At 69.2% G+C, this 23795-nt stretch carries 24 protein-coding genes; 12 read left to right on the top strand and 12 right to left on the bottom strand.

Features of this window, described 5'->3' with window-relative positions; all coding sequences use genetic code 11:
• Window positions 1–21 precede the first annotated feature (21 nt).
• Window positions 22–600, bottom strand: a complete 579-nt coding sequence (locus tag CU254_RS40405) for a TetR/AcrR family transcriptional regulator (RefSeq protein ID WP_009085885.1) — start codon at window positions 598–600, stop codon at window positions 22–24.
• Window positions 601–675: 75 nt separating this feature from the next.
• Between CU254_RS40405 and CU254_RS40400 the strand changes: the two genes are divergently transcribed.
• Window positions 676–1566: an NAD(P)H-binding protein gene (locus tag CU254_RS40400; protein ID WP_234392791.1), complete on the top strand. Its 891-nt coding sequence runs from the start codon at window positions 676–678 to the stop codon at window positions 1564–1566.
• A 78-nt stretch (window positions 1567–1644) separates the two neighbouring features.
• Entirely contained in the window at window positions 1645–1887 is a 243-nt protein-coding gene (locus tag CU254_RS40395) for a hypothetical protein (protein ID WP_009085883.1), read from the top strand.
• On the opposite strand, the gene CU254_RS40390 is transcribed toward CU254_RS40395, so the two are convergent.
• The 3 genes from CU254_RS40390 to CU254_RS40380 form a co-directional block, all read right to left on the bottom strand.
• Window positions 1884–2882 carry an acyl-CoA dehydrogenase family protein gene (locus CU254_RS40390; RefSeq protein ID WP_037718999.1) on the bottom strand — a complete coding sequence of 333 codons (999 nt, stop codon included), beginning with the start codon at window positions 2880–2882 and terminating at the stop codon, window positions 1884–1886. The genes CU254_RS40395 and CU254_RS40390 overlap by 4 nt on opposite strands.
• Window positions 2883–2959: 77 nt before the next feature.
• Window positions 2960–4867: a glycosyltransferase gene (locus CU254_RS40385; RefSeq protein ID WP_009085881.1), complete on the bottom strand. Its 1908-nt coding sequence runs from the start codon at window positions 4865–4867 to the stop codon at window positions 2960–2962.
• Window positions 4868–4872: 5 nt separating this feature from the next.
• Window positions 4873–5340, bottom strand: a complete 468-nt coding sequence (locus CU254_RS40380; RefSeq protein ID WP_009085880.1) for a GtrA family protein — start codon at window positions 5338–5340, stop codon at window positions 4873–4875.
• A 145-nt stretch (window positions 5341–5485) separates the two neighbouring features.
• On the opposite strand from CU254_RS40380, the gene CU254_RS40375 reads away from it, so the two are divergent.
• The 3 genes from CU254_RS40375 to CU254_RS40365 all read left to right on the top strand — a co-directional run bounded on the left by CU254_RS40375 (window position 5486) and on the right by CU254_RS40365 (window position 8354).
• Window positions 5486–6859, top strand: coding sequence for an FAD-binding oxidoreductase (locus tag CU254_RS40375; protein WP_037719113.1), 1374 nt, complete (start codon window positions 5486–5488; stop codon window positions 6857–6859).
• A complete protein-coding gene (locus CU254_RS40370) occupies window positions 6856–7611 on the top strand; it encodes a decaprenylphospho-beta-D-erythro-pentofuranosid-2-ulose 2-reductase (RefSeq protein ID WP_009085878.1) in 756 nt (251 codons plus the stop codon). The genes CU254_RS40375 and CU254_RS40370 overlap by 4 nt, the downstream gene beginning before the upstream one ends.
• Window positions 7612–7703: 92 nt before the next feature.
• The gene (locus CU254_RS40365) at window positions 7704–8354 is read left to right on the top strand and encodes a VC0807 family protein (protein WP_009085877.1); all 651 of its coding nucleotides are present in this window, start codon (window positions 7704–7706) and stop codon (window positions 8352–8354) included.
• Here the strand turns inward: CU254_RS40365 and CU254_RS40360 are convergent.
• Window positions 8351–8599, bottom strand: a complete 249-nt coding sequence (locus tag CU254_RS40360; RefSeq protein ID WP_009085876.1) for a helix-turn-helix domain-containing protein — start codon at window positions 8597–8599, stop codon at window positions 8351–8353. The two genes, CU254_RS40365 and CU254_RS40360, sit on opposite strands and share 4 nt — an antisense overlap.
• Before the next feature lie 182 nt (window positions 8600–8781).
• Here CU254_RS40360 and CU254_RS40355 point away from each other — a divergent pair, with 182 nt between their 5' ends.
• Genes CU254_RS40355 through CU254_RS40340 form a run of 4 tightly spaced genes read left to right on the top strand, consistent with a single transcriptional unit; the run spans window position 8782 to window position 11753 of the window.
• The gene (locus tag CU254_RS40355) at window positions 8782–9180 is read left to right on the top strand and encodes a hypothetical protein (protein ID WP_009085875.1); all 399 of its coding nucleotides are present in this window, start codon (window positions 8782–8784) and stop codon (window positions 9178–9180) included.
• Window positions 9177–9791, top strand: a complete 615-nt coding sequence (locus CU254_RS40350; protein WP_009085874.1) for a DUF3558 domain-containing protein — start codon at window positions 9177–9179, stop codon at window positions 9789–9791. The genes CU254_RS40355 and CU254_RS40350 overlap by 4 nt, the downstream gene beginning before the upstream one ends.
• A gap of 10 nt (window positions 9792–9801) precedes the next feature.
• Entirely contained in the window at window positions 9802–11046 is a 1245-nt protein-coding gene (locus CU254_RS40345; protein WP_158688137.1) for a hypothetical protein, read from the top strand.
• On the top strand, window positions 11043–11753 hold the full coding sequence (locus tag CU254_RS40340) for an ESX secretion-associated protein EspG (RefSeq protein WP_009085872.1): 711 nt from the start codon (window positions 11043–11045) through the stop codon (window positions 11751–11753). The genes CU254_RS40345 and CU254_RS40340 overlap by 4 nt, the downstream gene beginning before the upstream one ends.
• Before the next feature lie 81 nt (window positions 11754–11834).
• On the opposite strand, the gene CU254_RS40335 is transcribed toward CU254_RS40340, so the two are convergent.
• The 4 genes from CU254_RS40335 to glf all read right to left on the bottom strand — a co-directional run bounded on the left by CU254_RS40335 (window position 11835) and on the right by glf (window position 15299).
• Entirely contained in the window at window positions 11835–12407 is a 573-nt protein-coding gene (locus CU254_RS40335) for a hypothetical protein (protein WP_009085871.1), read from the bottom strand.
• Window positions 12408–12521: 114 nt separating this feature from the next.
• Entirely contained in the window at window positions 12522–13568 is a 1047-nt protein-coding gene (locus CU254_RS40330) for a decaprenyl-phosphate phosphoribosyltransferase (protein ID WP_009085870.1), read from the bottom strand.
• Window positions 13565–14083, bottom strand: coding sequence for a phosphatase PAP2 family protein (locus CU254_RS40325; protein WP_037718997.1), 519 nt, complete (start codon window positions 14081–14083; stop codon window positions 13565–13567). Before CU254_RS40325 ends, CU254_RS40330 begins: the two co-directional genes overlap by 4 nt.
• Window positions 14076–15299 carry a UDP-galactopyranose mutase gene (glf, locus tag CU254_RS40320; RefSeq protein WP_009085867.1) on the bottom strand — a complete coding sequence of 408 codons (1224 nt, stop codon included), beginning with the start codon at window positions 15297–15299 and terminating at the stop codon, window positions 14076–14078. The genes CU254_RS40325 and glf overlap by 8 nt, the downstream gene beginning before the upstream one ends.
• Window positions 15300–15388: 89 nt before the next feature.
• On the opposite strand from glf, the gene CU254_RS40315 reads away from it, so the two are divergent.
• Window positions 15389–17401: a DUF6541 family protein gene (locus CU254_RS40315; RefSeq protein WP_037718995.1), complete on the top strand. Its 2013-nt coding sequence runs from the start codon at window positions 15389–15391 to the stop codon at window positions 17399–17401.
• A 40-nt stretch (window positions 17402–17441) separates the two neighbouring features.
• On the opposite strand, the gene CU254_RS40310 is transcribed toward CU254_RS40315, so the two are convergent.
• The gene (locus CU254_RS40310; protein WP_037719109.1) at window positions 17442–18329 is read right to left on the bottom strand and encodes an LLM class flavin-dependent oxidoreductase; all 888 of its coding nucleotides are present in this window, start codon (window positions 18327–18329) and stop codon (window positions 17442–17444) included.
• A gap of 57 nt (window positions 18330–18386) precedes the next feature.
• Here CU254_RS40310 and CU254_RS40305 point away from each other — a divergent pair, with 57 nt between their 5' ends.
• Entirely contained in the window at window positions 18387–19211 is an 825-nt protein-coding gene (locus tag CU254_RS40305) for an HAD family hydrolase (RefSeq protein ID WP_009085864.1), read from the top strand.
• Between the two features lie 93 nt (window positions 19212–19304).
• On the opposite strand, the gene CU254_RS40300 is transcribed toward CU254_RS40305, so the two are convergent.
• A complete protein-coding gene (locus CU254_RS40300; protein ID WP_009085861.1) occupies window positions 19305–20036 on the bottom strand; it encodes a 1-acyl-sn-glycerol-3-phosphate acyltransferase in 732 nt (243 codons plus the stop codon).
• A gap of 65 nt (window positions 20037–20101) precedes the next feature.
• Window positions 20102–21619, bottom strand: a complete 1518-nt coding sequence (locus tag CU254_RS40295) for a hypothetical protein (protein WP_037718992.1) — start codon at window positions 21617–21619, stop codon at window positions 20102–20104.
• 204 nt (window positions 21620–21823) lie between these two features.
• Between CU254_RS40295 and CU254_RS40290 the strand changes: the two genes are divergently transcribed.
• Entirely contained in the window at window positions 21824–23722 is a 1899-nt protein-coding gene (locus tag CU254_RS40290) for a DUF6541 family protein (protein ID WP_078561234.1), read from the top strand.
• The last annotated feature ends 73 nt before the right edge of the window (window positions 23723–23795 follow it).

Genomic DNA, 23795 nt, shown 5'->3' with positions numbered 1-23795 from the left:
GCCATCGGCGCCAAGGGCGCGTCATCCGGAGCGCGCGGTTCGGATTCCGTTCAGGAAGTAAGCGGTGCGCCGGTCGTAGGCCTCGCGAGCAGGCCGTTCGCCGTGTTTCAGGGCGAGGGCGGTTTCGACGACGAATGCGTGCAGGTCGCCCGCCGTGAACTCCGGCCGAAGAGCCCCGGAGGCCCGTGCCGCCGCGACGAGTTCTTCGTTCGCCTCGCCCCCGACCCGGCAGATCTCCATCAGCTGCGGCGAGTTCGGATAGGTCTGCAGCAGGACGTCATTGACGGAGGGCTGGCGGTACTGGAGATCGCGCAGCCCGGTGACGTAACAGTCGATCCGCTCGCCGATGTCGTCGACGGTCCGCATGCGGTCGATGACCGCGAACAGTTCCGTCGCGACGACCTCTTCGAGCACCGCCTCGATGAGGCCGATCCGGCCGCCGAACCGGTTGAAGATCGTGGCTTTGCTGACTCCCGCCGCCTTGGCGACCTCCTCCAGCGGGACGGTCAGGCCCCGTCCCTGGAAGGCGCCGATCGCAGCGGTTCGGATCTGCTCGGAATTGCGTCTGGCGTCGGCGCGCAGCCGGGATTCCGCGGGCACCGCGACCTCGTCTCTCCACGTAAGTTGACTCGATGAGTCAGCTTACCTAAAGTCAGCGGCGGAAGAAGTTGACCCATGAAGTCAACTTATGCTCCCGAGGAAGAGACCAGGGGAATGATCGTTGTCACCGGTGCCACCGGCGGGCTGGGCAGTGCCACCGTCGAGCACCTCCTCACGCGCGTATCCGCAAGCCAGATCGGCGTCAGCGTCCGCGATCCCGCGAAGGCGCGACACTTCGCCGACCGAGGGGTCCGCGTACGACGGGGCTCCTACGAGGACCCGGGCGACTCTTTCGCCGGCGCCGACCAGGTCCTGCTGATCTCCGGCAACGACCCCGCCGCCGACCTGGTGAGCCTGCACCGGCGCGCCATCGACGCGGCCGTCGCGGCCGGCGCCCGGCGGATCCTCTACACGAGCCAGCACGGCGCCGCCCCCGGCAATCCGTACCGGCCGTCGGACCTCCACCTCGCCACCGAGGCGATCCTCGGCGACTCCGGAGTCGCCTGGACCGCACTGCGCAACAGCGCTTACGGTCCGCTCGACCAGGTGCTCGGCCCGTGGCAGCGGACCGGCGAGATCGCCCAGCCGGCAGACGGCCCCGTCCCGTACACCGACCGCGCGGACATCGCCGAAGCCACCGCGGCCCTTCTCGCCGGCGACCGCTCCGTCGACGGCCCCGTCACCCTCGCCGCTCCGGCCGCGGTCACTTTCGCCGATTTCGCCGAAATCGCTTCCGGCCTCACCGGTCGCACTGTCAATCGCGTTGTCCTGGACGACGAACAATGGGTCGCCGGGCACATCGCGAACGGGGTCCCGGAGCAGACGGCCCGGTTCCTGCTCACCTGGCACCAGGCCACCCGGGCCGGTTATTTCGCCGAATCGGGCCCGCTGCTGGGCGAGCTTCTCGGGCGCGAGCCCCGCACTGTCACGGACCGGCTCGCCGCCCGCCTCGGCGAACCCGCCTAGCCCGCTTCCGCTGTGAGCGGATCCGCTGTCGGCGAACCGCCCTTGCCGCCGATGATCACCCGCTGCTGCCATGGACCCATGGCAGATTCCAAACCAGCACTGGTCCTGCACCTTTCGGCAGGCGGAGAGCCGCTGATCTTCCCGCTCACCGCGGACAGTTCCGAAACTGTTCAGGAAAAGCTCCCGGACCTCCTGAAACACGGCGGCGTTCACTCGCTGGAAACCCGGGACGGCAACACTGTTTCGGTGAATTTCGTCCACGTGGCGGCCGCCTATGTGGACGATCTGAGCCGAAAGGGCAAATTCGGCCTGTCCGTTTAGCGGCGGACGAGGGCGAGCAGTCCGGCGCGGATCTCCGGTCTGCTCGCGGCCACGAGCAGGAACGTCGCCTCGCGCACCAGCCGGCCCGCGGGCGCCCCGGCCAGCACCGCGCTGCTGCCGGTCGCCGCGGCGAGCGCGCCCGCCGACCGGTACGCCAGCTCGGCTCCGGCGGCGCGGGCAGCCGGGAGCGTGGCCGGATCAGCGAGCCCGGCGTCGAGGCGACGACGGATTTCTTCCTGTTCGGACCGCAGCGCCGTCGCCGTTTCCTTCTCGCCGGTCGCCTCGATCAAGCAGGCGCAGCGCTCCGCGAGGCCAAGCGGCGCACACCCGTTGAGCCGGGCCGCAAACGTATTGCCGGCCACGAATTTGTCGTAGCTGACCTTGGCGAAAACCGATTCGTCGGGAATGAAGTGGTTGTTCAGCTTCAATCGCACGGTCGCGGTGCCTTGCGCGGCCATGAGCGTCAACGGCTCGGCGACCAGACTGTGCCCGACAATCGGCGACACCAACGCGTTGACCACCGTGTCGCCGTCCCGGCCGGACAGCTGCAGCAGGTCGATCGCGTCCCAGCCGCTCACGAACGGCGCCTCGCCGTCGAACCGATACCCGCCGTCGACCCGCTGAACCCGCACTCTCGGCGGCGTCGGGATCACGCCCGCATACGCGACGCCCGCGCGCAACCGTCCGCTGATCAGGTCCGCCAGGTATCGCTCCCGCAGGTCCTCCCGGTCCGTCGCGGCCAGGCCAGCGACCAGGCCGTGGTGCTGCAGCCAAGTGAACGCGGTGCTCAGGCACCCGCCGGCCAGCGCTTCGAGCACGCCGACCAGCTGCTCGAGGCCGACCCCGGAATCCGGCGCGGCGAGACCGTAGAAACCCTCCTCGGCGAGCGCGTCGAAATGCGAGCGCGGCACCACGCCCAGCCGGTCCACCTCAGCCGCCGCCGGAAACAACAGATCGTCGGCAAGAGCCCGCGCGCGGGAAACCAGGTCGGCCATGAATTCAAAGCTACCGAAAAAGACAGAAAGGGCGTCCGCGCCGAAACGCGAACGCCCTTCCCGGACAGCTCAGGCGATCACAGCCCGTACAGCCGCTTCCAGTTCTCCCGCGAGGTGAGTTCCGGCATCGCGCGCTTGTACTGCTCCTGCACGCCCGCCCCCTCCTTGCGCAGCCGGTTGAGCACCTTCGCGCCGCGCTTGGCGAGGTCGAACATCTTGACCTTGTCGTAGGTGCGCACGCGCACGCCTTCCTGCGACGCGTCGGTGACCACGGCGGTGTCGAACAAAGCGACGTGCCACCAGTGCGCCTCGTCGATCGACACCGCGCCGAGCCCGAAACGGCTGCGGCCGAGCACCTTGTCGAGGATGCGCTTGATCAGCACGAGCCGCTGCATGCTCGGCCGCGGCGCGCTGTTGATGATGCCGATGTCGTTGGACGCGATGCCCGGCACGTCAGTGACCTTGTGCCGCTTGGTCTCCGGGTACGCGTCGCGGATCCGGCGGATCTCCTTCATCGCCTCGACGCCGCCGTCGTGCAGGATCTCCGGGCCCTCCAGGAAGTCCTCGACCGCCTTGATCAGCGTCGCGGAAAGGCCGTACTGCATGCCGAGCAGGTAGCGGACCAGCTGCGCCAGCAGCACGCGGGACAGCAGGTTCAGGTTGAACGGCGAGTGCAGCGCGGCGGTGATGATCGAGTTGCGCAGGTTGAAGTACCGGTGCCACTCGTCCCAGTCCTTCCAGTGGAAGTCCGCGTGCCACACGCCGGCGCCCGGCAGGGTCACCGTGGGGAAGCCGTATTCGCGGGCCCGGTAGGAGTACTCCGCGTCGTCCCACTGGAAGAAGAACGGCAGCGGGTAGCCGATGGCCTTGACGACCTCGTACGGGATCAGGCACGACCACCAGCCGTTGTACCCGGCGTCGAGGCGGCGTTCCTGGCGGTTCGGGTTGCCGTCCTCGTCGACGCCGAGCAGGTCGGCGGTGGACAGCGAGTGCTGCACCGGCTGTCCCGGCTCCAGCGTGTTCAGCCGGGCGTACTCGGCTCCGACGTGCAGCTGGTTCGGGTGCAGCAGGTTGAGCATCTGGCCGCCGACGATGATCGGGTTGGCCGCGCGGTTGGAGAACGCCGTCATGCGCACGACGAGGTCCGGCTCGAGCAGCACGTCGTCGTCCATGAACAGCACGTTCGCGTGCTCGGTCTCGGTGTGCCCGGCCACCTCGTACATGCCGCGGGTGAAGCCGCCCGCGCCGCCGAGGTTCGGCTGCTTGATGTAGTGCAGCTTCTCGCCGAGGTCCTTCGCGACCTGCTCGAAGCCCTCGCGCGATTCGACCAGGTCGGTGCCCTGGTCGGCGACGTAGATGGCGTCGAGGGTGTCCAGCGAGGACACGTCGGCGGCGAGCGCCTGGAGGTTTTTCAGGCAGTCGTCGGCGCGGTTCATCGTGCAGATGGTGACCGCGGTCGGGCGGATCGACTCCGGCGCGTCGACGGTCCAGCGGACCTGCTCGACCCGCAGCGTCTGGCCGCCCTCGGTCTCGAGGTCGAGCCACAGCGCGCCGCCGTCGAGGAACTTGTCCAGCTTGCCGGTCAGCTCGACCTTGGCGCCCTTCGCGCCCGAAACCTGCTGCGCGTCGACCACGCGCGGGTCGCCGAGCATGTCGGACGCGCCGAGCGACAGCAGCCCGTCCCCGGTGACGACGGCCTCGAGCTTCACCTCGGTCGCCGTGGTCCAGCGCTGCCAGTAGCTCGCCGGGAAGCGGCCGAAGTAGGTGTTGCCGGTGACCTTCGCGGACGGCTCGAGCGTCACACTGCCGCGCTCGCGCAGGGCGTTGCCCAGTTCGACCTCGGCGTACATGTCCTTGCTGACGATCGGAGCCGGCCCGGCGTACAGCCCGCGCTGGGCCGTGAGCCTGCCTTCGGGGGCGTGCTCGGCGAACCGCGTCTGGCCTGCGGGGGCCGCCTCCGCGACCGGGGCTGCTTTACCGGGCATCGAACTCAGTTCTCCTTTACCGGCCGTACACGGAACACGACCCATTTGAGCATCACGAAATTGATCACAGTCGCCGTTGCCTGGGACACCACCCAGGCCAGCGTGGCCTTCCAGCCCGACTCCGGCAGCACGTGCAGCATGAGCTGATTCACGCCGACGGCGACGAAGAAGGTGACGGCGTACAGCAGAACGAAGCTGCCGACCTGCGCGTTCCCGTCGCGCCGCCCGTCAGCGAACGTGAAGCGCCGGTTCAGGAAGAACGCCGTGGTCGTGCCCACGACGAAACTGATCGCGCGCGCGACGTCCACCCACGGGACGGCGTCCATGCCGACCGCTCGCAGCAGCGAGTACGTGCCCAGGTCGAACAGGGCGCAGAAGCCGCCGATCACGCCGAACCGGATCAGCTGGCCCAGCAGCCCGGGGCCCGCGGGCACCGGCTGCGCTTGGTCACTCTGCGGTTCTGTAGCCACCACTTGGAATACCTTCTCGGCCTATTGCGTCAGTGTCCGTATTACCCACTTCGACGCTCGGACGCTTGTGCCTTGATGCGCAAAGTGTAGAAGCGAGCACTTCAGGGTCACGTTCCGGGCGGTGTTCGGCGTGGCTACCCTGGTCGGCGTGACCCAAGCACCCGAGACACAGCGCCGCACGCTCACCGGCTGGGGCCGCACCGCCGGGACCGTCGCCGACGTGCTGAGCACCCGCGACGTCGACGCGATCGCCCGCGCCGTCGCCTCCGCAGGCCCGCGCGGGGTCATCGCACGCGGGCTCGGCCGGTCCTACGGCGACCCGGCGCAGAACGCGGGCGGCCTGGTCGTCGACATGACCGTGCTCGACCGCATCCACTCGATCGACCCGGACTCCGGCCTCGTCGACCTCGACGCGGGCGTCAGCCTCGACAAGCTGATGCGCGAGGCCCTGCCGTACGGCCTGTGGGTCCCGGTCCTGCCGGGCACCCGCCAGGTGACGATCGGCGGCGCGATCGCCAACGACATCCACGGCAAGAACCACCATTCGGCGGGCAGCTTCGGCAACCACGTGGTGTCGATGGACCTGCTCACCGCCGACGGATCCGTGCGCACGCTCACCCCCGAAGGCCCGGATTCCGAGCTGTTCTGGGCGACCGTGGCGGGGATCGGGCTGACCGGGATCATCGTCCGCGCCACGATCCGGATGAAGAAGACGGAATCGGCGTATTTCTACGTGGACGCCGACCGCACCTCGAACCTCGACGAGACCCTCGGGCTCTTCACCGATGGTTCGGACCTCAACTACGACTACTCCATGGCCGTGCCGGACCTGATCTCGTCCGACAGCCGCCTCGGCCGGGCCACGTTCTCGCGCGGTTCGCTCGCGACGCTCGACCAGCTGCCGCCGAAGCTGCGCAACGACCCGCTGCGCTTCGACGCGCCGCAGCTGCTGACGCTGCCCGACGTGTTCCCCAGCGGTCTGGTCAACAAGCTGACCTCGACCATGATGGGCAATCTGTGGCAGCAGACCGTGCCCAAGAAGGGCGCGCGCGGCAAGATCCAGAACCTCACGCAGTTCTACCACCCTCTCGACATGCTGAGCGAGTGGAACCGCGGCTACGGAAGCAAGGGCTTCCTGCAGTACCAGTTCTCCGTGCCGTTCGGCGCGGAAGAGCAGCTCAAGGGCATCTGCCGGGCCATCTCGCGGTCCGGGCACTACTCGTTCCTGAACGTGTTCAAGCGGATGGGCGACTCGAACCCGGCTCCGATGTCCTGGCCGGCGCCGGGCTGGATGCTGAGCGTCGACTTCCCGATCAAGAGCGGGCTCAGCCGGTTCTGCGAGGAAATGGACGAGATGGTCCTGGACGCGAACGGCCGTCTCTACACCGCGAAGGACTCGCGCACCTCGCCCGAGACTTTCGCGAAGATGTACCCGCGGCTGGAGGAGTGGCGCAAGGTGCGCGCTTCCGTTGACCCCGAAGGCGTTTTCGCCTCTGACATGAGCCGGAGGCTCGCACTGTGATCGACGCGGTCGGTAACCCCCAGTCCCTGCTGCTGCTCGGCGGCACGTCCGACATCGCGCTGGCGATCGCGGAGAAGTACCTCGCGGAGAAGCCGCTGCGGGTCGTGCTGGCCGCACGTCCTTCGCCGCGGCTGGAGGAAGCCGCGCAGCGCCTGAAGGATCGCGGTGCCGAAGTGTCCACTGTGGCCTTTGACGCCAAGGACCTCGCCTCCCACCCGAAGGTGCTGGACGAGGCGTTCGCCGGCGGCGACATCGACGTCACGGTGGTCGCGTTCGGCCTGCTCGGCGAGGCCGAGGAGCTGTGGCAGGACCACGGCAAGGCGGTCGAGCTGGCGACGGTCAACTACACCGCCGCGGTGTCGGTCGGCGTCGCGCTGTCGGAGAAGCTCAAGACGCAGGGCCACGGCAAGGTCATCGCGCTGTCGTCGGTCGCGGGCGAGCGCGTGCGCCGGTCGAACTTCGTGTACGGCTCGAGCAAGGCCGGTTTCGACGGGTTCTACCTCGGTCTCGGCGAGGCCCTCGCGCCGCACGGCGTGCAGGTGACCGTCGTGCGGTCGGGCCAGGTCAAGACCAAGATGACCGCAGGCATGAAGGACGCCCCGCTGACCCGGACCGCCGAGCAGGTCGCCGACGTCGCGGTCGAGGCCGCGCGCAAGGGCAAGGACCTCGTGTGGTCGCCGTCGGAGTTCCGGCTGGTGATGTCGATCCTGCGGCACGTGCCGCGGCCGATCTTCCGCAAGCTGCCGGTCTGACGTTGTTCCGGCCCGGCCTCCACCGTTCGGTGGATGCCGGGCTGACCGGCTCGACGATGTCCTGAGGTGCCCGGCGCGCCGAAACTCGGGGCATGGGGAACGAATTCCGCTCGTCGCTGGCCGCGCTGCTGATCGATCTCGGCGCGCCAGTCGGCGGCTACTACCTGCTGCGCGCCTTCGACGTCCCACCCGTATGGGCGCTGCTGCTGAGCGGCCTGCCGCCCGCGCTGCGCGTGCTGTACACGCTGGTCACCCGGCGTCGCGCGGACGGGATCGGCCTGCTCGTCCTGATGTTCCTCGCCGTCGGCTTGGCCACCACGCTGATGACCGGCGACGCCCGGCTGCTGCTCGTGCGCGGGGCCTGGTTCAGCACGCTGGCGGGCGTCTGGCTGCTCGCGAGCCTGTTCGTCGGCCAGTACCCGACGACCTATCAGGCAGCCCGCGCCCTGCTCCCCGGCCGCGGCCCCCGGCTGGACGCGGCGTGGGCGGCCCGCCCGTCGTTCCGCCGGGTGTGGCGGACGCTGACCGTGGCGTGGGGCGTCGGCAGCTTGGTCCACAGTGGACTGAGCATCGGGATGGCGTACACGCTGCCAGTCGACGACGTTCCCGCACTCGACGCCGGACTGTCGATCGCGTTCTTCGTCGGATTGCAGGTGCTCACGCAGATTCTGCTCGCTCGCGAAGGCACGTTCCGTCAGGTTATGCGTCCGTCTACAGTGGACCAGACACCGGACGGCGGCTAGTCCGAGTCTGACGGCGGACGCAAGCCGTCCACGAGCTTCGCGGGGTTCACGCCGAGCCCGTCGGCGAACTTGAGCAGGTTGTGCAGGTTGATGTTGCGCAGGCCGCGCTCGACCTGGCTCACGAAGGTCCAGTGCACGCCGGCCGCCTCGGCCAGCTGCTCCTGATTGAGCCCAGCCTTGTTCCGGAACTCGCGCACGCGCTCGCCGATAATGCGCGCGGCAGCGGAGATCGGAGGCTTGGCCATAGTCAGGTAATCACACACGTCTAGCGCCAGCAAAACCAGAGCACAAATAACTAGAGCAGCTATGTCTAGAGCATTTATGTCTAGCCGTAGAGCACCTTTCAGAATCGCGTCCACCGCGGGTGATTGATCGGCTACCGTGCTACCTGTAACCAATTGCCGACACCAGCGTCGAGGGGGCACAGGTGTGGGAGGACACGGCGTTCACGGTCGCGAGCGGGCAAGCCAAGACGACGGCGCCGGACGGCTTCGTGCTGGAGCCCGATGAGGCAAAACAGCTGCTCAGCAAGCTGATGACAGTGAAAGAGAAGCTGACGGAGATGCGCCGGAATGCGGTCAACCTCTGCGGAATGAAGGCACCGGCGCAGGACCCCTCGACGCTTGCCGCGCATGTGGCAATGGTCGGGGACGGCAAAGGCAAACTGGGCGCCTACTCATACGGCGGAGGCCACATCGACCTTCAGATTGCCTACGTCGATGAATTCATCCGGCGCATCGCAGAGGCGCTCGGCATGACAGAATCGAGCGATCACCAGCAATCCGCCATGATGAAAAGCGTCGACCCCCAGGAAACGACGGAATGAAACTCCGCACGGCATTTGTCCTGCTCAGCTCCGCAATGCTGTTCGCCGGCTGCTCCGGCACCACGGGCGGCCACCCCACGCCGGTGTCGGCCAGCACCTCGTCGCCAAGCGGAGAAGTGCCGCCCTACGGTGGCGCTCCGAAGGTCGAGAATCCGCTTCCTGATTCCGTGCTCTCCGGGAGCGCGTGCGACGCGCTCAGCCCCCAGCAGGTCCATGAGGACGTCGGAGACGGCGTCACCGGCAAACCGGAAGACGGCCCTCTCGGCCCGAAGTGCACCTGGTCTGACCATCAGGACGGCTCAATGCTGACGATTTTCTACACGACCAAGCAACGAGAAGGCTTGAGCATCATCTACAAGCAGGTCAAGCCGCAGATGAAACGGTTCGACGTGCTTCCGCCCATCCAGGGCTTCCCTGCCGTGGCCTACGACCCGAAGCCAGGCCCGAGGACAGACGGGTGCCAGATCGCGGTGGGGCTCTCCGACACTCTCGAATTCGAGGTAGGAGTCGACCTCGGTTTGTCCAACAGCGGCAAGACCGACTCCTGCCGCATCGCCGCCATCATTGCCGACCACGCGGTCACGACGCTCAAGAAGAAAGCGGGGCGGTGACATGGGCTGGGTGGAGTCCACCAAGGCGCTGCTCGACAAATACCAGGAGATGACGGTGCCGATCGAGGAGATCGTCCCGCAGATCCAGGCAGCTCAACCCGGTATCTGGCATGAGGGAAGCGACCTCGCCAAGGGGCTGGCGGGTGATCAGGAAGCGGTCAGCCAGGACGTCTCGGAGATTCTCGGCGGTCTCGAATCCGTCTGGAGCGGCGCGGCGGCGGACAAGGTCTCGCAGCGGCTGCGGACGGTGCGTTCCTCGATGACTGGTGCGCAGCAAACGTTCCACGACAACAGCGGAACGCACGCCTCCGCCGCGGCGATGCTCGACAATCTGCGCAATCAGATGGCGCCCATGTCGGCGGAACCGCTCACGAACGCGCTGAAGAGCGGGAAAAACCTGTTCGATTCCGACGTGATGGCCGAGATGCGCAGCCACAACGAGGCTTCGGCCAAGAATCTGCAGCTCTACCAGGAGTTCACCCACCAGACCCAGTCCAATTCGGGGCAGTTGAAGTACGACTACGGCAAGCTCGGCGCGTACGACGGCGGCGTCTCGGTCAATCACCAGCCGAGCGACCCAGGCCCGGGCCATCCGCCAGCAGGCCCACCAGGCCCCGGCGGTCGGCGGCCGGGAGGTCCCGACCCGTATGAGACGGGACCAGGCGGCCAAGTTCCCGGAGCGAGCGGGGCGAGCAGCCCGGGCCCCGGTGTCAGCGGAGGCCACAGTCCTTACCGCGACACCGGGCCGTACAGCGGCAGCTACCCGCGTTCGCCGAGTCCGGCCGACGCGACCAGCACCTCCAGCTACCTGGAGCCGAACAGTTCCGCTCAGTCCCGGTTCACCCCGCCGGAGATCGCCGGGTACCAGCCTGGCGCGTCCGGCCCGGGTTCCGGCGGCTCCGGCGGGTCTGGCCTCGGCTACACCCCGGGCATCGGGTTCGGTTCGACCGGCGGAGAGAGCGGAGGCGCCGCGACCACGCCTCGCGGTCCGGGCGGCGGTTCCCGGGTCGGAGCCGGAGAGTTCGGTCCTCGGGGCAGCGGCGGAGCGGGAACGGGTGCGCTGCGCGGAGGCGCGGCCGGCGAGCGCGGCATGCCCGGGGCCGGGATGAGCGGCGGTCGCGGCGGCAAGAAGGAGGACGACGCCGAGCACAACCGCAAGTACGTCCTGGACACCGACGACATCTTCTCCGACGAAGAAGCGACCATCGATCCCGTCACCGGCCTCCGGTCGACGCCGCCCACGCTCGGCGCATGACCGGACTGGATCCCGCGGTGCGGCTGCCGACCGCAGTGCTGTCCATGGTCTGGGACATGCTCGATCTCGGCGAAATGCACCCGATGCTCGGCGGTAAGCGATTGTGGGTGAGGGACGGGGCAGACCGTCGACTGCATGCCGAAACCATCGAGTACCTCGGGCAACTCGGGCTCGCGCGCGACGCGGTGCCGACACCGGACTTCCGGGCGACCTTGCAGGTGATCGCGTATGCCGAAGGCGAATACTTCGCGCACTCGCAATTCAGCACCGGCACCGATCGCAGCGCATTGGTCGCGCGGCGCGGGCCGGACGCGGTACGGGTGTCCGTCCAGGACGACGTGGTCGAGATCCGGCAGATTGCCCCGAACCGGCTGGCCACCGCGCTTTTCGACACGCTTCCGCAGCTCCCCGGCGCGCCCGTGCGCTCGGTGTCGGTGGCATCCGACGAGGCGCCGGACCCGTTCGACGAAAGCACCAGCGCCGAGTACCTCAATTCGATCCTGGACCAGCCCCGGGAAGCAGTGCACCAGCTGTACGCCGGCCGCCGGGCGGCGGGCGTGCACCGCACCGGCGGCCCGATCTTCGCCCTGGACCTGGTGGCCGGCCGAGTCCTGACGTACCGGACCACTGGCGAGCGGACCGAACTCATCCCCGGCGACCCGCGTGCGATCGTCAAGATTTTGAACGAAACACTCGAGGCACTCTGATCGCTTCCAGCCGCGTCCGCAGGAACGGCATCAGCTCCCGGCCGCATGAAGCTGCTGGCTCTGCGCGACTGACCTGATCGCTCAGTTGCCGTATCCGTTGCCGAACCCGGGGCCGTTGTTCTCGTTGCCGCCGTTCTGGCCGCCCGGAACACGGTGCCGCTGGCCGGGGCCGCCGTCGTTGAAGCGGTGTCCGCCCTGGTGCTGGCTCATGCCGGGGCGGCCGGAATGGTGCGTCGCGGCCATGACGCCGCCGACGACGCCGCCTCCGACGACCAGGCCCAGGACTCCCACTCCGACCAGTTGCGTGGCCCGGTGGGAGACGAACCGGCGGAAACCGCCCTGTTTCGGCGGCGGCAGGGGCATGCCCCACGGGCCGGGAGGTGCGTAGTAGCCGGGCTGCTGAGCGGCCGAAGCAGGCTGGCTGGCGTGCGCGGCACCCGAAGCGGGCTGAGCGGGCTGCTCAGCGCCCGGAGCGGGCTGCCCCAGCTCGCTGGTCTGCTCGGCGGCCGCCCCCGGCTGAGCGGCTTCCTCAGCCGCCTCCGGCTGGCCACCGGCAGCGGCCGGGGCTTCGCCAGCGGAAGCCCCGCCCAGGTCCCCCGCCCGTCCGAACTGTTCGGTCGGCTCGCCGGGCGAGGGGTTCTTGTCGTCGTTCATCGTCGGTCCTCCGGGCTGAGCGGGCGGGAGGCGGGGTGTCCCGGCTCCCACCCCGAGGGTGACCGGCGATGCTGTGGAGAAGCTGAATCCCAGCTGTTTAAATCCGCGCGCAGTTCACAGGTAGAACGACAGGAACAGGGTCACGACCCACGTCGCGCCGAGCACCTGCAGCACGCGGTCCTTCAGGGCGATCTCGTCGGGCGCGCCGGCGTTGCCGCCGTCCACGTCGACCGCGTAGCGGAGCACCGCGATCACGAACGGCACCATCGACACGACCGCCCACACCGAGTTGTGCTCGGCCTGGCGGATCTCGAACGCCCACAGGCAGTAGGACATGATCAGGATCGCCGCGGACGTCGCCCACACGAAGCGCAGGTAGCTCGCCGAGTACTTCTTCAGCGAGGACCGGATCTTCGCGCCGGTGCGCTCGAACAGCATGATCTCCGCGTACCGCTTGCCCGCCACCATGAACAGCGAGCCGAACGCCGTGACCAGCAGGAACCACTGCGACATCGCGATGCCGCCGGCGACGCCGCCCGCCACCGAGCGCATCAGGAAGCCCGAGCCGACGATCGCCAGGTCGACCACCGGCTGGTGCTTCAGGCCGAAGCAGTAGCCGAGCTGCACGGCCTCGTAGACCGCCAGCACGATCGCCAGCCGCCAGTCCGCCGCGAACGACACGGCGAGCCCGGCCAGGAAGAACACCACGGCCGCGGCGTAGGCCACCGGGACCGGGACGATGCCCGCCGCGATCGGGCGGTTGCGCTTCGTCGGGTGGGCCCGGTCGGCCTCGACGTCGACGGCGTCGTTGATCAGGTAGACCGACGAGGCGGTGAGCGAGAAGGCCACGAACGCGATCAGCGCGTCGATGACCAGCTCAGTCCGGTTCGTCGCCTTGGAGAACGCGAAGAACGGCGCCGCGAAGACGAGGACGTTCTTCACCCACTGCTTCGGCCGCGCGGTCTTGATCACCCCGAGCACGAGACCCACCGGGCTCGGGCCCGAGGCAGGGGCGGGGGCGGCCGGGACCGGGGATTCGGTCTTCTCGGCCTTGTCGGTTTCCTCGGCGACCTCGGTCTTCTCGGCGGCCGCTTCCGTCGCTTCCGCGGATTCGGCCGTACCGGACGCGTTTTCGGTTCGCTCGTCGGTCGTTTCGCTCATCGCTTTGTGGTCAGCTTCCGTCGGATCAGACCGCCGACGACGCCACCCAGGGCGGCTCCGGCCAGAACGTCTGTCGGATAGTGAACGCCGAGAAGCAGCCTCGAGGCGAGCATCGGCGGTACCAGGGCGGGGACCAGGTTACGCCCGGTCAATCCGGAGTAGAGCACCGCCGCCGCTGTCGTCGACGTCGCGTGCGACGACGGGAAGCTCAGCTTGCTCGGCGTGCCGACCAGAACCTCCACGCTGGGATGGTCCGGACGGCGCCGCCGCACGACGCGCTTCACGGCGATCGACGCGGCGTGCGCGCCCACCACTCCGGCTGCCGCGACCAGCCAGTCCTTGCGCCGGTCGCGGTCCACCGCCGCTCCGAGCAAGCCCAGCGCGAACCATCCCGCGCTGTGCTCCCCGAACAGCGACATCCCCCGCGCGACCTGCACCGCGCCCGGCTTCTTCAGCGCCTTCTGGGTGCTGGAGAGCACGGCCACCTCACCGCGCGGGGTGTCCTTCTCAAGCATCGATCGACCCGTCCAGCGGCGCACCCTCGGTGAGGTGCGGGGCGATCTTGTTGTCGAACATCGACAGCGCCGACCCGATGGCCATGTGCATGTCGAGGTACTTGTACGTGCCGAGCCGCCCGCCGAACAGCACGTTCTTCTCGCGCGCCTCGGCCTTCGCCAGCTCGCGGTAGCTTTCCAGCTTCTCGCGGTTCTCGGCGGTGTTGATCGGGTAGTACGGCTCGTCGTCTTCCTTCGCGAAGCGCGAGTACTCGCGGAAGATGACCGTCTTGTCCTTCGGGTAGTCCCGCTCCGGGTGGAAGTGGCGGAACTCGATGATCCGGGTGTACGGGACCTCTTCGTCGTTGTAGTTCACGACCGAGGTGCCCTGGAAGTCGCCGGTCGGCGCGACCTCGGACTCGAAGTCGACGGTGCGCCAGGTGAACCGGCCCGCCGAGTAGTCGAAGTAGCGGTCCAGCGGCCCGGTGTAGACGGTCGGGGTGCCCGCCGGGATCAGGTCGCGCACGTCGAAGTAGTCGACGTTCAGCCGGATCTCGATGTTCTCGTGCTCGGCCATCTTCTCGAGCCACGCGGTGTAGCCGTTGACCGGCAGACCCTCGTAGGTGTCGTTGAAGTACCGGTTGTCGAAGGTGTAGCGGACCGGCAGCCGGTTGATGATGTTCGTGCCGAGGTTCTTGGGGTCGTTCTCCCACTGCTTCGCGGTGTACCCGCGGATGAACGCCTCGTAGAGGGGACGGCCGATCAGGGAGATCGCCTTCTCCTCGAGATTCTGCGCGTCCTCGGTCCGGAACTCCGCGGCCTGCTTCGCGATCAGCTCGCGCGCCTCGTCCGGCGTGTGCGATTTGCCGAAGAACTGGTTGATCAGGCCGAGGTTCATCGGGAACGAGTAGACCTGGTCCTTCACCCGCGCGAAGACCCGGTGCTGGTAGCCGGTGAACTCGGTGAAGCGGTTGACGTACTCCCACACCCGCTTGTTGGACGTGTGGAACAGGTGCGCGCCGTAGCGGTGCACCTCGATGCCCGTTTCGGGCTCGACCTCGGAGTAGGCGTTGCCCCCGAGGTGGTGGCGGCGCTCGAGGACCAGGACCTTCTTGCCCAGCTCGGCCGCGGCCCGTTCGGCGATGGTCAGGCCGAAGAAACCGGACCCGACGACGACGAGGTCGTAACCGCGAAAGTCGTCTTCAGTAATCTTGGCGGAGTTCGTGTGCTCGCTCACGGGCGCTCAGGGTACGCAGTCGCGCGACCGCGTCCCGAACCGACCTCGGCATCCCGCCAGGTTTTACCGGCACTACACACGTGAGAAGCATGCCTGCACCAGACACCTTCTGGACCTATCTCGGCGCGGTCGCCGCTTACCTGGCCGTGCTGGCAGTCCCGGGCGGCCTCATCGGCCGGGCCGCGGGAGTGCGCGGGTGGGCCCTCGCCGGGCTCGCGCCGCTGCTCAGCTATGCCGTCACCGGCCTGGCTGGGCCCTGGTTGTCGACTGTCGGTCTTCCGTACAACGTCTTCACGGCCTCGGCGTGCACCCTGCTGCTGGCCGGGGTCGCGTGGGGGATCCGGCGGCTGTGCCTCGTCCGCGGCTGGATCACCCCGGGAGCGGAGGAGCCTCCGGTCGCCTGGAGCGCGCGGGCGCAGTGGTCGGTGGCCGCGTGCGTCGCGGTGGCGACGGCGCTGTCGATCGCCGTGGTGCTGTCCGCGCGCGGCGGGACGACGGCGGTCTTCCAGCGCTGGGACACCGTCTTCCACGCGAACGGCATCCGCTACATCGCCGACACCGGCGACGGCTCGCTCATCGGCATGGGCAAGATCAACTGGTACCCGGACGGTTCGTTCTACCCGAACGGCTATCACCTGGTCGGCGCGCTGGTGTACCAGATCTCCGGGACGAGCATCCCGGTCACGCTGAACGCCATCACCATGCCGGTCGCGGGCATCTTCGCGCTCTCGATGGTCGCCTTGGTCCGCCAGATGGGCGGCCGTGCGGTCTTCGCGGGCTGCGCGGCCCTCATCGCCGCTGCGGCCACGACAGGCGCGTACGAGTCCGTGTCGAGCGGCCTGCTGCCGTACGCGCTGGGCATCGTTCTCACGCCGCTGACGGTGGTCGCGCTGCAACGCTTCCTCGTACGCCCGGGCGTCGACACCGGCCTGGTGTTCGCGCTGACCGCGGACGGCCTGCTCTGCGCGCACTCCAGCGCGCTGTTCGGCGGGGTCCTCTTCGCGGCGCCGCTGGTTCTGCAGCGTTGGTATCGCTCGCTTCGCCGGCTTCGCGTCGACGGTGTGCCCGAGGGCCGCAGCGGGCTGCGCGTGATCGGCGGCGACATCGTGCGCACGGTGCCGGTCATGGTGTTCGCGGTCGTCTTCGCCGCGCCGCAGATCCTGGGCGCGATCAGCTTCACCTCGGGCGCGTACCCGTATCAGCCGTGGAATTCGGACCTGCCGGTCCTGTCCGCGCTGAACATGCTCGGCACGTTCCAGCAGGTGCTGCACAAACCGCAGCTGTGGCTCACCGTGCTGCTCGTGGTCGGCGTGCTGAGCTTCCGCACGCTCGGCAGGCTGCGCTGGCTGATCATCTCCGCGATCGGCCTGTCCGGGCTGTTCGTGCTGGTCACGTCGTACGGCGCGTCGCCGCTGGTGATCTCGCTGTCGCGGCCGTGGTGGAACGACCGGTTCCGGCTGATGGCGCTGGCCGCGATCCCGCTGTGCCTGCTCGCCGGGCACGGCATGGCGGAACTGCAGCGCTGGATCGCGCAGGTGATCCGCTCGATCAGCTGGGCGAAGGCGCGGCCGAAGGTGGTCTCCCGGCTCGGGATCGCGGCGGCGGCGGTCGTCGTGGCCGTGACGGCGGTGCTGACCGGCGGTTTCTACCGCACCGCGAACGCCACCGCGGTGTCGTTCCTGTACTACAACGGGCCGGAGGGCGAGGTCACGCCGCCGGTCAGCCCGGACGAGATCGCGGCCATGGACTTCCTCGGCCGGATGCACATCCCGTCGGACGAGAAGGTGCTCAACGACCGGCTGGACGGCACCGCGTGGATGTACGCGCTGACCGGCGTGCACCCGGTCGCCGGCCACTACGACGGCGGCGGCCCGGTCTCGCCGGACGCGACGTATCTCGCGCTGCACTTCCGCGACTACGACGTCGACGTCCGCGTGCGCGAAGCGGTGCAGCGGCTGAAGGTGCGCCACGTGCTGATCGGCAGCGGCTCGATCGCCAAGGGCGCGCCGATCGCCCCCGGGCTGCGCGACCTCATGGGCAGCGATTTCCTGCGCCTCGTCTACCGCAACCCCGGCGCGCAGATCTACACGATCGTCAAGTGAGGTTCGTGGCCGCGGCCTCCCCCGCCGCGGCCACGAGCAGTCACTCCGCCTTAAGGCTCGGCAGCACTTCCTCGACGACCTTTTCCAGCACCGATTCGTGCCCCTCGTACGGCCCGCTCGAGCGCGGCCAGTGCGCGATGACGTCGGTGAAGCCCAGCTCCCGGGCCCGCTCGGCGGCCTCGCGGAACGCCGCGACGCTGCTGAGCGAGAACACCGGCGCCGCGTCGAGGCTCAGGTACCGCTGGATGCCCGCCGGTTCGCGGCCGGCCGCTTCGAGCCGCTGGTCGAACGTGCGGACCAGGTCCGCGATGCCGGTCCACCATTCGTCGAGGGTGGCCCCGCCGCGCCCGGTGGTGACCCAGCCCGCCCCGAACCGCGCGGCCAGCGTCATGGTGCGCGGGCCGTTGGCCGCGACCAGGAACGGCAGCCGGGGCCGCTGCACCGTGCCGGGCAGGTTCCGCGCGCCGCGCGCGGAGTAGTACTCGCCGGAGAAGTCGAAGTTGTCGGTCATCAGCAGTCCGTCGAGGGCCTCGACGAACTCGGTGAAGCGGTCGACCCGCTGCCGCGCGGTCAGCTCCGGGGCGGCGAGCACCTGCGCGTCGTACCGCGAACTGTCCACGCCGGCTCCGACGCCCAGCACGAACCGCCCGTCGGACACGTCGTCGAGGGTGATCAGCTCGCGCGCGAACGGCACCGGGTGCCGCGCGACCGGAGAGGCGACGAAGGTGCCCAGCCGGATCGTGGAGGTGACCATGGCGGCCGCGGTGAGGGTGGGCACAGCGGAGAACCACGGCCCGTCGACCAGCGATCGCCAGCCGAGATGGTCGTAGGTCCACGCGTGGTCGAAGCCGTACTCCTCGGCCGCGCGCCACTTCGGCTCCGCCGCCCACCAGCGGTCTTCAGGAAGAATTACGATGCCTGCTCGCACGACGCCGACCGTAACGTCCGGCACTGACATTCGCTCGAACGGGCGGCGACCGGGAGAATGGGACGGGTGGAGAAACCCCGGTTGATCGCGTCCGATGTCGACGGCACCCTGCTCGGTCCCAGCGAACAAGTGACCCCTCGCACGGTGTCGGTCGTGCAGCGGGTGCTGGCCGACGACGTGCCGTTCGTGCTGTGCACCGGCCGCCCGCCGCGCTGGATCGCGCCGATCGCCGGACCGCTCGGGCTGACCGGCTACGCGGTGTGCGCCAACGGAGCGGTGCTGCTGGACATCGGCACCGACACGGTGGTCGCGGTGCACGGGGAACTCGAGCCGAAACTGCTGCACGACCTGGCCTCCGCGCTCGACAAGGCACTGCCCGGCTGCCGGCTCGCGGCGGAACGGATCAGCACCGGCTCGGTGGACCACGAACTGCGCAATTTCGTGATCGAGCCGGAGTACCACAACCCGTGGGGCGAGGAGGAGAGCCGGATCGCGCCGCGCGCCGAGGTGCTCGGGAAAACCGCGATCAAGCTGCTGGTGAGCCGCCGCGGGATGACGTCGGAGGAAATGGCCGAGGCGACGAGCGCGGTGCTCGACGGGGCGGTGGACGTCACGTACTCGTCCTCCGGCGGCCTGATCGAACTGTCCGCGCACGGCGTGACGAAGGCGACCGGCCTCGCGGACATCGCCGAACGCTTCGACGTGCCCCAGTCGTCGGTGATCGCTTTCGGCGACATGCCCAACGACGTCGAGATGCTGCAGTGGGCCGGGCACGGCGTCGCGATGGCCAACGGGCACCCGACCGTGCTGGCGGTGGCGGACGAGGTGACCGGGCCGGCCGCGGAGGACGGGGTGGCGCAGGTGCTGGAGCGCTGGTTCTAAGCGCCCCAATGTGGCATTGGGTGCATCTGACGCACCCAATGTGGCGTTCGGTGCGCTGAGCGCACCCAATGTGGCATTGGGGCGCTCAGCAGGTCACGAGCGGCGGTCGAGCGCAGCAGCTTCTTCCGGCGTCGGCGCGCTGCCGCCGAGGTGCGCGGGCAGCCACCAGCGTTCGGCGTCGCTCTCCGGAGCCTCTGGGTACTCCGCCTGAGCCTTCTCGAGCAGCTCCGACATCCGGGCGCGCAGGTCCGTCGTCAGCGCTTCGCACGAGTCCTCCGGGCCGGGGCGCATCGGCTCGCCGATCACCACCGAAATCGGCACGTGCCTGCGGGTGAGGTCCCGGGGGCGGCCCTTCGTCCACAGCCGCTGCGTGCCCCACAGCGCCATCGGCACCACCGGCACGCCCGCCTCCGCGGCCATCCGGACCGCGCCGGTCTTGAGGTCCTTCACGGTGAACGACTGGCTGATCGTGGCCTCCGGGAAGACACCGACGACCTCGCCCGCGCGCAGCCGTGCCACGGCCTCGTCGTAGGACGCCTGCCCGGCGGCGCGGTCCACCGGGATGTGGTGCATGCCGCGCATCAGCGGACCGGCGACCGGGTTGCCGAAGATCTCCTGCTTCGCCATGAACCGCACGAGCCGCTTCGCCGGACGGGCGCCGAGGCCGCAGTAGATGAAGTCCAGGTAGCTGACGTGCGTGCAGGCCAGCACCGCACCGCCGCGGGCGGGCACGTGTTCGGCGCCGGTCACCCGGAGGCGGTTGTCGAGCAGCCGGAACATCAGCCGCGCGGCGACCAGGACGGGCGGGTACACGAAGTCAGCCATGCGCCCAAGGCTACGGGACCGTAAGTTTCCCGCCGGTAGGTTGCGCGGGTCGGCTCCGCCACACTTCAGGGGCAGGACACGTAGCGGAAGTCCGGGGCGCGGTCGAGCTCGCCGACGAGCCGGCTGGCGTCGTCGGCGCGCGGGTAGACCGAGATCCAGAACGGCGTCCCGGTGCGCCGGAAGGTCGCGACGCGGTACCAGGCGGGCAGGTCGTCGGCGCAATCCTGGCGGTCGGCGTACCCGGACCGGCCGGGCACGGCGAGCGTCGACCGCTCCGCGTCCAGCCCGACCACCAGCACGTGCGAACCGGCGCGGCTCGCGAGCAGCCCGGGCGACCCGGCGCTCACGACCGAGCCCGGCGGCAGATAGCGGGCGAGCCAGTCGCCGACCTCGGCCAGTTGCGCGCCCTGGGTGCTCCAGGCCCGCACGCGCGCCAGCACCTCGGGGCTGAACACCGAGACCGCCACCGCGATCCCGGTGAGCGCCGCGGTGACCGCCGGAACCGCCCGGGAAACCGCTCGCGGCCTCGGTACCGGCAGGAGGACGCCGCATCCGGCCACCGCGGCGACCGCCAGCAAGGGCGGCACCGGCACGAGCAGCCGCCACGAAAGTCCCGGATCCTCCTCGAAGAGCACCACGAGCGCGGTGTGCCCGACGGCGAGCGCGAGCAGCAACCACAGCGCGGACCGGGCCTCCACCGCACGTCCGCGTGCCGCCACCAGTCCCGCGACGAGCGCGGCCGGGACGAGAAAGCCTAAGTGCGCCAAGGCGAAGCCGCCGAGATACGGCCAATCCGGCCCAGGCGGCTGGCTCACGTCCGGCACGAACCGGTCGTAGTAGGTGACGCGCCAAGCCGTCCACGGCACCAGGAACACCAGCGCGCCCAGCACAAAACCGGCCGGAGCCCACCAGGTGTGCCGTCCGCGCGCCGCGGCGAAAACCAGCCAGACCGCGCCGACGACCGCGAGCGCCAGCCCTTCCGGCCGCGTCATCACCGCGCTGGCTACGAGCACCCCGGCGACCAGCGGACGGCCCGCGACCAACGCGTACGCGGCACAGAGCACGAGCAACGCGAACATCGGCTGCTCAGTGCCCGAAAGCCCGTACACCGCGAGCCCGTTCGCCCCCGCGGTCAGCAACGCCGCCGCGATCCCGATCGCCCGCCGCGGCTCAGCCCCTTCCGGCAAGCCGAGCGCGGCAATGCGATTGGCGAGGAAATACGCCGCCAAAACGCACCCCAAAGCGGCCGCGCAACTCACCGCGACGGCCGCGGGCGGCACTTCCGCCCCGAATGCGCCGCGCGGCAACGCGATCACCACGAGCCAGAGGAAATTCGCGTACGTCTCGCTGCGGTCGCCGATGTTGAATACCGGGCCATTTCCGTCGGCGAGGTTCTGCGCGTACCGGAAACTGACGTACGCGTCCTCGGTCGCGGTGGCGAACAACAGCTGGTGCAGCAGGGAAAACCCGAGAACGAGCAGAAGAACGCCGCCCCGCCACCGCCGGTCCCGCCCCATCCGCCGCCAAGCGGCGACGACCAGCGCGGCCAGCGCCAGCCATCCCCCCACGACCGCGTAAACCACGCGCCCCCAGCCTCCCGCGCCCCTCACCGGCCCAGCCGACCCCAGGCGGACCGTTCCTCACCCGTTCCAGTCAAGCGCGCGGCTACGCTACGCCGACATCAGCCGATCGGGTGTATGTCCGGGACGACTCGGCACTGCCCGTGGCGTGGTCGTGCCGCCATCCCGGCTGCACGCGCCCTGATCGGCCCAGGCATAGTCTGCTATGTGCTTGCCGTGTGCGTTGCTGTCGTCGTAATCGCTGTTCCCGGGCTGCTGACTGGTCTCGCCCTGGGACTGCGCGGGTGGACCCTCGCCGGACTCGCACCGTTGCTGAGCTACGCGATCGGCGGCCTGACCGGTCCCTGGGCGGCGGCCATGGGTCTGCCGTTCAACACCGTCACGTACGCGATCGCGACCGTGCTTTTCGCCGGCGTCGCGTTCGGTGTCCGCCGGCTCACGGTCCGGCGGTGGCCGCACGAACCGGCCCCGAAGCTGTGGGACCTGCGCGGACACCTCGCGATCGGCGCCTGCCTGGTGGTCGCGGTGGTGGCCGGGATGTACGCGATCATGCGCGGGCTCGGCACGACCGACGCCCTGCCGCAGGGTTTCGACGCGGTTTACCACGGCAACGCGGTCCGCTACATCGCCGACACCGGCGACGGCAGCCTGTTCGGCACCGGAACTGTCAACTGGTACGGCGACGCTTTCCCGGTGTTCTACCCGAATGCGTATCACCTGATTTCCGCGCTGGTTTACCGGATCAGCGGAGCGAGCATTCCGGCGACGCTCGACGCGAACATGCTGCTGCTCCCGATTCTGCTCGCGCTGGCGCTGATCGCGCTGGTGCGGGAGTTCCGCGGCCGGGCCGCGCTGGCCGGCGCGGTGGCGCTGGTCTCGGTCGCCCCGGTTTTCGGGCTGTACGAATCGCTGACCGGCGGTCAGCTGCTGCCGTTCGCGCTCGGCAACGCGCTGACGCCGCTCGCCGCCGTCGCGCTGAACCGCTACCTGAACCGGGTCGCGCTGGACACCGGATTCCTGATGGTGCTCGCCGCGGTCGGGCTGCTGTGCGTCCATTCCTCGACGTTGTTCGGCGGCATTCTTTTCGCCGGGCCGATGCTCGTCCAGCGGTGGCTCAAGAACTGGCGCGGAATCGGCCGCGATCTTCTCGCGCTGCTGCCAATCGCGGTGGTGTCGGTGTTCGTCGCGTGGCTGCAGCTGTTCGGCGCGCTCGGCCTGGCCGCCGGCAAGGTGCCGTACTACGGCTGGCCGAGCGAATGGCGGGCGACGGACGCGCTCGGCGCCCTACTCGGCTTCCAGCACAAACTGGAGGCGCATCCGCAGGTGTGGATGTCGGTCGCGCTCTTCCTCGGCATCGTCTTCTTCCGGAAAGCCGGTCCGATGCGGTGGGTCGGCCTCTCGGCCGCGGTGACGGGCCTGTTCTACATCGTCGTCTCGTCGGACGATTCCCGGTTGGTGATGGCGCTCTCGCGCCCGTGGTGGGACGACCCCTGGCGGCTCATGACGCTGGCGTCGCTCCCGCTGACCCTGCTCGCCGCGCACGGCCTGGCGGAAACCCAGGCATGGCTTCGCGACCGCATTCCGTGGGTACGCGAGCGGTTCGCCGCGACCGCCGCACTGTCCGCGGTCGTGTTCCTCGGTTTCGTCGCGGTGAGCAACGGCCTCTACGCCAAGCCCAACGGCGACATCGTGCGCACCGGCTTCCACCAGGACGACCTCGCCTACCAGCGCGTGACCCCGCTCGAGCAGACGGCGATCGAGAAACTGGGCCAGCTGGCCAAGCCCGGAGAATGGGCCATGAACGACCGCGGCGACGGCAGCGCGTGGTCCTACGCCCTCACCGGCGTGCGCACCGTGGCCGCCCACTTCGACACGATGTTCCCGCCCTCCGACGCGGACCTGCTGGCGAAGCATTTCCGCGAATACGAAACCAACCCGGCGGTCCGGGCCGCGGTGGCCCGGTTGAACATTCACTGGCTGATCCTCGGCAAGCCCGAACCCGGCAAGGAATACTCCGTCGGATTGCAGGGTCTGGAGCACGGGGCGCCGTTCCTGAAAGAGGTTTACCGGAACGCGGATTCGGTGATTTTCCAGCTGAACCGCTGACCGGGTCCACCCGGCGGCGCGGGTGCACAGCCGGGACCGGCGTCCGGCAAGACGAAAAGGGGCCGCCCGAACC

This window comes from Amycolatopsis sp. AA4, assembly GCF_002796545.1.
In the GTDB taxonomy this organism is placed as follows: Bacteria; Actinomycetota; Actinomycetes; order Mycobacteriales; family Pseudonocardiaceae; genus Amycolatopsis.
This window is presented reverse-complemented; position numbering and strand designations above follow the sequence as displayed.